The 7841-nt window shown below is 72.6% G+C and carries 8 protein-coding genes; all 8 read right to left on the bottom strand.

Annotated elements, in window-relative coordinates:
- The coding region (locus IEZ12_RS38580; protein ID WP_229847636.1) for a chorismate synthase at nucleotides 1-197 on the bottom strand (197 nt) is incomplete at its 3' end.
- Between the two features lie 231 nt (nucleotides 198-428).
- On the bottom strand, nucleotides 429-1259 hold the full coding sequence (locus IEZ12_RS17805) for a shikimate dehydrogenase (RefSeq protein WP_189272875.1): 831 nt from the start codon (nucleotides 1257-1259) through the stop codon (nucleotides 429-431).
- Nucleotides 1256-1729, bottom strand: a complete 474-nt coding sequence (locus tag IEZ12_RS17800; protein ID WP_229847635.1) for a GNAT family N-acetyltransferase — start codon at nucleotides 1727-1729, stop codon at nucleotides 1256-1258. The genes IEZ12_RS17805 and IEZ12_RS17800 overlap by 4 nt, the downstream gene beginning before the upstream one ends.
- Nucleotides 1726-2550, bottom strand: a complete 825-nt coding sequence (locus tag IEZ12_RS17795; protein WP_189272874.1) for an ABC transporter ATP-binding protein — start codon at nucleotides 2548-2550, stop codon at nucleotides 1726-1728. The genes IEZ12_RS17800 and IEZ12_RS17795 overlap by 4 nt, the downstream gene beginning before the upstream one ends.
- Before the next feature lie 78 nt (nucleotides 2551-2628).
- Nucleotides 2629-4620, bottom strand: a complete 1992-nt coding sequence (gene mltG, locus IEZ12_RS17790; protein ID WP_189272873.1) for an endolytic transglycosylase MltG — start codon at nucleotides 4618-4620, stop codon at nucleotides 2629-2631.
- Nucleotides 4621-4730: 110 nt separating this feature from the next.
- On the bottom strand, nucleotides 4731-5924 hold the full coding sequence (gene mltG, locus IEZ12_RS17785; RefSeq protein WP_229847634.1) for an endolytic transglycosylase MltG: 1194 nt from the start codon (nucleotides 5922-5924) through the stop codon (nucleotides 4731-4733).
- An 87-nt stretch (nucleotides 5925-6011) separates the two neighbouring features.
- Nucleotides 6012-6503 (bottom strand): Holliday junction resolvase RuvX, encoded by a 492-nt coding sequence (ruvX, locus tag IEZ12_RS17780; protein ID WP_229847633.1) that lies wholly within the window; start codon nucleotides 6501-6503, stop codon nucleotides 6012-6014.
- Nucleotides 6500-7841, bottom strand: a 1342-nt coding sequence (locus IEZ12_RS38575) for an alanine--tRNA ligase-related protein (protein WP_229847632.1), incomplete at its 5' end; no start/stop codon positions are given. The genes IEZ12_RS38575 and ruvX, both read right to left, overlap by 4 nt.

Below are 7841 nucleotides of genomic sequence, written 5' to 3'. Positions count from 1 at the left end.
CGGACACCGCCGAGGAAGGTCACCTCGTCCTGCTCGAACTTCATCCGCGCGCCGCGACCATAGCCGAGCCGCCGGCGGGCCAGCGCGTCGGCCACCATGGCGGTGGTGACCGGCACTCCGGCCGGCAGGCCCTCCAGCGTCGCGACCAGAGCGGGGCCGTGCGACTCCCCCGCCGTCAGCCAGCGCAAGCTACCCACCGAAAAGCTCCTTCGTCAGCGGCCCGCACGCCGTGAACGGCGGCCGGTCCGGCGTCTCGTCCTGCCCGGCCGCGGAACGCGGCGGGGCAAGCACCGATCCTTTCACGTCCGGAGGGCCGTCGGAGGCACGGTCCGCGTGGCGGACAGTGAGCGTCCGCCGCCGACGCCCGAACGGACCGGCGAAGCCGCAGTTCAGCGGTGCCCGCGACGGCCCGGGGCGCGGGCGCCGTCTCAGGACGAGGACGCCAGCGCCGCCTCGCCGGCCGCCCGCATCGCCGCCAGCGGGCCGTGCCCGACGCCGGTGAACCGCTCGAACTGGAGCACCGCCTGGTGCACCAGCAGGTCCAGCCCGCCCAGCACCGTGCCGCCACGCTCCAGGCAGGCCGCGGCCAGCGCGGTCGGCCACGGGTGGTACAGCACGTCGAACAGCACCCCGGGAGCACCGGTCAACTGCGCGGCGAAACCGTCGGTGGCACCGACCGGCGTCGTGGAGACGGTCAGCGGACCGGCCAGCGCCCGCGCCGCGTCCGCCCAGTCGGCGGTGCGCACCGCCACCCCGAGCTTCTCCCCCAACTCCCGCATTTCGGCGGCCCGTTCGGCACTGCGCACGTACACCGTGACCTCGCCGTCGCAGATCTGGCCGAGCGCGGCCAGCGCGGACGAGGCGGTGGCCCCGGCGCCCAGCACCGCCGCCGACCCGACCCGACCGACACCGCGCTCGCGCAGCGCGTTGACCAGTCCGGGGACATCGGTGTTGTCGCCGTGCCGCCGCCCGTCCGGGCCGAACACCACGGTGTTGACGGCGTCCACGGACCGCGCGGTGTCGCTGACGGTGTCCAGCAGCGGCAGGATCGCCCGCTTCAGCGGCATGGTCAGCGACAGGCCCGCCCAATCGGCGTCCAGCCCGGTGACGAACGCCTCCAGACCGGCCTCGTCGATCTCGTACCGGTCGTAGCGCCACCCGGCCATCCCGAGCGCGGCATAACCGGCCCGGTGCAGCGCGGGCGAGAGCGAGTGGGCGATCGGCGAGCCGAGGACGGCGGCCCGGTGCGGGTTGGTCACGACACGATCCTTCGGGGAGTTCGGTGCAGGTGGACGTCGATCGGGTCCTCGGACGCGAGGGCGAAGCCGTGCCGTTCGTACAAGCGGCGGGCGGGGCTGCCCTGCAGCACGGTCAGCCGGACGGTCAGCCCGGCCGCGTCGGCGTCGTCCAGCGCGGCCCGCAGCACGGCGGTGCCGAGACCGCGGCCGTGCAGCGCCGGGGCGAGGTAGAAGTGCTCCAGCACCAGGGCGTCGGGCCCGTGCTCGTCCGGGCGGAGCGCCAGGCAGCCGGCCGGCGGCGGGGAGCCGGGCACCTCCAGCACCGAGGTGTGCGCCGGGCGGTACCCGTCGCGCATCCGCTGCCGGACCCGGTGCTCGTCGTACCGGCCGAGACGCTCCAGGTCGGGGCGCATCGCCACCGCCCGCAGCTCGACCAGCGGCTCCAGGTCGGCGTCGGTGGCGGGACGCAGCGTCCAGGACCCGACCGTCACGGAGCGTCTCGGCGGGTGCGGGCGGTCCAGCGGCCCTCGCTGTGACCGATCCGGATCGGGTGGCGGAAGCAGTCGGAGACCAGCTCGGTGGTGAGCACCTCGCCGGCCGTCCCGGCGGCGGTGACCAGGCCGTCGCGCAGCAGCAGCGCGTGGCTGGTGGTCTCCGGCAGCTCCTCCAGGTGGTGCGTGACCAGCACCGAGGCGACCTCGGGGAACCTTCGGCGCAGCCCGTCCAGGCTCTCCAGCAGCTGCTCGCGCGCCGTCAGGTCGAGGCCGGTGGCGGGCTCGTCGAGCAGCAGCAGCCGGGGTTCGGGCATCAGCGCGCGAGCGATCAGCACCCGGCCGCGCTCGCCCTGCGACAGCGTCGTCCAGGCACTGTCGGCGCGGTGCGCGACGCCCAGCGTGTGGATCAACTCCTCGGCGTGGTCGAGCTGTTCGGCCGTGGGCTTGCGAAACGGATCCGGCTCGATGGACTGCGTGACACCGGTCAGCACCACCTGACGCACCGTCAGCGGCGAACGCAACGGGTGCCGCGGATTCACATGCCCGAGATGCGCCCGCAACTCCCGCACATCGACCTTGCCGAGCTGCCGCCCCAACACCCGCACCGCCCCCGCAGTGGGATGCTCGACCGCCCCCAGCAACGACAGCAACGTACTCTTGCCCGCCCCGTTCGCCCCGAGCACCGCCCAGTGCTCGCCGGCCCGGACGGTCAGCGACACGTCTTTCAGCAGGTACCGGCCGCCGCGCACCACATCGACCTGCGCGGCCTCCAGCAACGGCACTCCGGCCGGGTACTCCGGGTTCTGGGACGTCTCCATGCCGCTCACGCTACCGGCCCGACCCGGCCCGTCCGCAAAGCCGTATCGCCTGCCGGACGGGCCGTCGGTGTTCCGCGGTCAGGAGTCGCAGGTGACGGACTTGGCGTTGTACTTCAAGCCCCTGCCGATGCACCACGCCTCGGTGTTCTTGGCGTGCTCCGCGCCGGTCGCGGCGAACTTGGTCTCCTGCGGCGAGACGGCCAGCCAGAACACCCAGTCGCCCGGCGTCGGGTTGAGGACGGCGTTGAGTGCCTCCTCGCCGGGGTTGCCGATCGGCGTCGGCGGCAGGCCCGGGTTGATGTACGAGTTGTACTTGTTCGAGCCGTCGTTGATCTCCTGCGCAGTCAGCTTGGTACGGCCCAACGAGTACTGGAGGGTGGTGTCCACGGCCAGCTTGTGCTGGGTGACGTTGGTGGTCAGCCGGTTGGAGATGGCACGGGCCATCTTGCCGAAGTCCTCCGAGTTGTTGCCCTCGGCCTGCAGGATGCTGGCCTCGGTCACCACCTCGTACGCGTTCCTCAGGCCGATCTTCTGCGCCGCCTCGTCCAGCTTGAGGTCGCTGTACTGCTTGACGGCGTTCGCCACCATCTGCTTCAGCAGTTCCTCGGGCTTCATGCCGTCGGCGACCGAGTAGCGGGCCGGCCAGAGGAAGCCCTCCACGTTGTTGTTGGCGTAAGCAGGCAGGCCCAGGCTGCCGACCTGCTCCTTGGCGACCTTGGCGGTGGCGCCCTTGTCGAGCTTCAGCTTCTCGTCGATCTTGACGTAGATGTCAGCGGCCCTCAGACCCTCTGGAATGATCAGCGCGTTGCCGCCGTTCGACTCCAGCAGCACCTTGAACGCCGCGGCGGCGGACATCTGGTGCTTCATCGTGTAGACGCCGGGCTGGATTCCCCGCCCCTTGGGGTCCTTCTCGTACGCGGCACTGAACGCCTTGATGCTCTTGACCACGCCGGCGTCCTTCAGCGTCTTGCCGATCGCGTCGCCACCCGCGCCGGAGGCGACGGTGATGTTGACCGAGCCGGTGCCCTCGCCCTTGAAGTCCGGCGGCGGGCCGAAGCGCTGCTGGTACTGGCCGTAGCCCCACCAGCCGGCGCCGCCGGTCGCGCCGAGCAGGACCAGGGCGACCACCAGGCAGGCGCCGCTGTTGCGGCGGCCCGACTTCTTGCCCTTCTCCTTGCGCTTGCGTTCGGCCTCGCGGGAGTTGTCCTGCTCGGAGAGGAACGAGCTGCGCTCCTCCTCGGCGTACTCGTCCTCGGCCCACTGCTCGGACTCGTCGGCGTGCTCGTCGTACCTGTCCGGCTCGGCCGGCGCGGGCACCGCCGCCGGGTTGTCGAGCGCAGCCGCCTCCGCCTCCCAGTCGATCCCGTCCGGACCGGGCCCGCCGACCGGCTCGGCCCGCCGGGCCTGCGGCTGCGCGGCCTGGGGCTGCACCGGCTGAGGCACACCCTGCTGCGCCATGCCCTGCTGCGACACACCCTGCTGAGGCATCGCCTGCTGAGGCATCGCCTGCTGCGGCATGCCCTGCGGTATCGGCTGCGCCATCCCCTGCTGGACGAACTGCTGCTGACCGCCCAGGCTCGCGCCGCGCTGCTGCGGATAGCCCTGGCCGCCCATCGGCATCTGCTGCTGCTGCGCCGCCTGCCCGGGCGGGAAGCCCTGCTGCTGGCCGAACTGCTGCTGTGCGAACGGCTGTTGGCCACCCTGCGTCATGCCCTGCGGGGGCATCGCCTGCGGCTGTCCGGACTGCTGCTGCGGGTAACCCTGCGGCTGCTGCTGGCCGAACTGCTGCTGCGGATAGCCCTGGCCGCCCATCGGCATCTGCTGCTGAGGCGGATAACCCTGCTGCGGCATCCCTTGCTGCGGCATGCCCTGCTGCGGCATCTGCTGCTGGGGCATCCCCTGCGGCGGCACCATGCCCTGGCCCTGCGGCGGCACCCCTTGCTGCTGCACGTACCCCTGCGGGTACTGCTGACCGAGGTCCTGCTGACCGTACTGCGGGGGCTGCTGCTGCTCGCCGGGGAACCACGCCTGGTCGCCCTGGGCACCGTAGCGCCCGCTCTGATCAGTCATCGATCCCCTTACCGCGTCCAGGGTGTCCGTCGAACCGGCGTACTAGTGCCGCCTCTGCTGGGAGACGTTACCGTACCGCAGCGTAGCCACCGGGCGTCACTGCCTGTTGTTCAGGGGACGTCCGGTGAGGGGCCGGCGGCGCTAGAGGACGGGTTCTGTGCACGGTGTGCGTTGAACTCGTCGACGTTCTTCCGGTGTTGGTCGGAGCTGTCGGTGAACCGGGTGTCACCGGGTTGGACGGTCACGAAGTACAGCCAGTCACCGTCGGCGGGGTGGATGGCGGCGCGCAGCGCGTCCCGGCCGGGGTTGCCGATGGGGGTGGGCGGCAGGCCGGGGTGGGCGTAGGTGTTGAACGGGGAGTCGAGCTTGGTGTCGGTCACGGTGGTGGTGAGGGTGGACCGGCCGAGCGCGTAGTTGATGGTGGAGTCGAGCTGCAGCGGCATGTTCTTGGCGAGCCGGTTGTAGACGACCCGGGCGACCTTGGCCATGTCCTCGGGGTTGTCGGCCTCGGCCTGGGCGAGGCTGGCGATGACGAGCAGGCCGTAGGGCGTGACGTTGTTGTTGGCGGCGGCCTCGTTGACGGTGGCGCCGTCGAGCCGTCCGGTGGCCTCCTTCACCATCTCCTGGAGCAGGCCGAGCGGGGTGCTCTCGCCGGTGATGGGGTAGGTCGCCGGGAACAGGTAGCCCTCGGGGTGGCCGGTCGCGTCGGGGGGCAGGCCGAGGTCGGCGAGGTGCTCCTCGGCGGCGGCCTTGGTGGTGCCGGCGGGCAGGCCGAGCCGGGTGTCGATGGCGGCGTAGACCTTGGTGGTGCGCCAGCCCTCGGGGATGGTCAGGGCGTTGGCGTTGGCGGGGTCGAGCAGCACGTTGAGCGCGGCGGCCGCCGACATCTTCTCCCTGAGGGTGTACGTGCCGGGGTGGATCCGGTTGCCGGCCGGGCTCTTGGCGGCCGCCTCGGTGAACGCCCGGGTGGAGGCGATCACGTGTTTGGCCGTCAGGGTCCTGCCGATCTGGGTGATGCTGGCGCCCTGGGCCACCGACACCTGCACCCGGCCGGTGCCGCTGCCCACGTAGTCGGCGGCGGGCTTCTTGCCCTCGGGCCAGACCAGGAACAGCGCGACGGCGGCGGCCATCGCCACGCCGAGCAGACCGGCCACGCTGAGGCAGCAGGCCGCGCCGGTGCGCAGCCGTCCCGGGTCGGGCGGTTCGACGCCGTACGGCAGTCCGGGCGGGGCGCCCTCGGGTTCGAGCACGGGGGCGCCGAGGTGACCGGGCGTCAGTCCGGGTGCGGTGTACGGGTCGGTCACGGCGGGGCCTCCGGCGGCGGGCATGCGATCGGGGCCCGTGCGGACGCGCGTCCGCACGGGCCCCGATCGGAACCTAGACCTGACTGGTCAGACCACCGGCTCGACACTCTCACCGGGTGCGCGGCCGCTCACCCGTTCGGTCTCAAGCGCGGCCTGGAGGATGACCACGGCCGCGGCCTGGTCGATCACCGAGCGGCCCTTCTTCGAGGACCGGCCGGAGGCGCGCAGCCCGGCGGCGGCGGTGACGGTGGTCATCCGCTCGTCCACCAGCCGCACGCCGACCGGGGCGACCAGCGCGGCCAGCCGGCCCGCGTAGTCGCGGACCTTGGCCGCGGCCGGGCCCTCCTTGCCGCTCAGCGAGCGCGGGAGGCCGACCACCATCTCGATCGCGTCGTACTCCTCGACGATCGCCTTGAGCCTGGCCTGCGAGCGGCCCCCGGCGGGGACGGTCTCCACGGGCGTGGCGATCAGCCCGTCGGGGTCGCAGACCGCGACCCCGATCCGGGCGTCGCCGACGTCCACGGCGATCCGCCGGCCGCGCCGGAAGACCTTCTCCTCGATGTTGTGCTCCTCGCTCACGCGCGCTCGGCCACCAGTGCCCGGACGGCCTCGATCGCCTCGCCGACGGCGGCCGGGTTGCTGCCGCCGCCCTGCGCCATGTCGTCCTTGCCGCCACCGCCGCCGCCGAGCGCCTTCGCCGCGGCGCGGACCAGCTCGCCGGCCTTGATGCCGCGGGCGCGGGCGTCCTCGCTGGTGGTGATGACGGTCAGCGGGCGGTCGTTGGCGACGGTGAACGCGGCGACCACGGACGGGCGGTTGCCGAGCCGGCCGCGGACGTCCAGCACCAGCTTGCGCAGCTCGTCCGCACCGATGCCGTCAGCGACCCGGGCGGCGACCAGCGCCACGCCCCGGACGTCCTCCGCGCCCTCGGCGAGGCCCGCGGCGGCCTGCAGCACCTTCTCGGCGCGGAACTTCTCGATCTCCTTCTCGGCGTCCTTGAGCTTGGTGAGCATGCCGGAGATCTTCTCCGGCAGCTCCTCCGGGCGGCCCTTGACCAGCTCGGTGAGCTGGGAGACCACGGTGTGCTCGCGGGCCAGGAACTTGTACGCGTCGACGCCGACCAGCGCCTCCACGCGGCGCACGCCGGAGCCGATCGAGGACTCGCCGAGCAGCTTCACCAGGCCCAGCTGGGCGGTGTTGCCGACGTGGGTGCCGCCGCACAGCTCCTTGGAGAAGTCGCCGATGGTGACCACGCGCACCGCGTCGCCGTACTTCTCGCCGAACATCGCGATGGCGCCCTGCTTGCGGGCCTGGTCCATCGTCATGACCTCGGCGGTGACGTCGAGTTCACGGGTCAGCACGTCGTTGATCTTCTGCTCGACGTCGACCAGCACGCTGCCGGGCACGGCGGCAGGCGAGCCGAAGTCGAAGCGGAAGCGGCCCGGCGCGTTCTCGGAGCCGGCCTGGGCGGCCGTCGGGCCGAGCGCGTCGCGCAGCGCCTGGTGGGTCAGGTGGGTCGCCGAGTGGGCGCGGGCGATGGCCCGGCGGCGCTCGGTGTCGATGGTGGCGTACGCGGACGCGCCGAGCACCACCTCGCCGAACAGCACCCCGCCGGAGTGCACGATGACGCCCGGCACCGGCTGCTGCACGTCGCGGATCTCGACGACCGCGCCGGAGTCCAGCCGGATCCGGCCGTGGTCGGCGAGCTGGCCGCCGCCCTCGGCGTAGAACGGGGTGCGGTCGAGGATCAGCTCGACCTCGTCGCCCTCGCTCGCGGCCGGCGCGGGGACGCCGTCCACCAGCAGGCCGACCACGGTGGCCTCGCCCTCGGTGGCGGTGTAGCCGGTGAAGACGGACGCGCCGGCGCTGTCGGCGACCTCGCGGTACGCGGCGACATCGGCGTGGCCCATCTTCTTC

The sequence above is a fragment of the Kitasatospora griseola genome (assembly GCF_014648555.1).
GTDB lineage: Bacteria > Actinomycetota > Actinomycetes > Streptomycetales > Streptomycetaceae > Kitasatospora > Kitasatospora griseola.
This window is presented reverse-complemented; position numbering and strand designations above follow the sequence as displayed.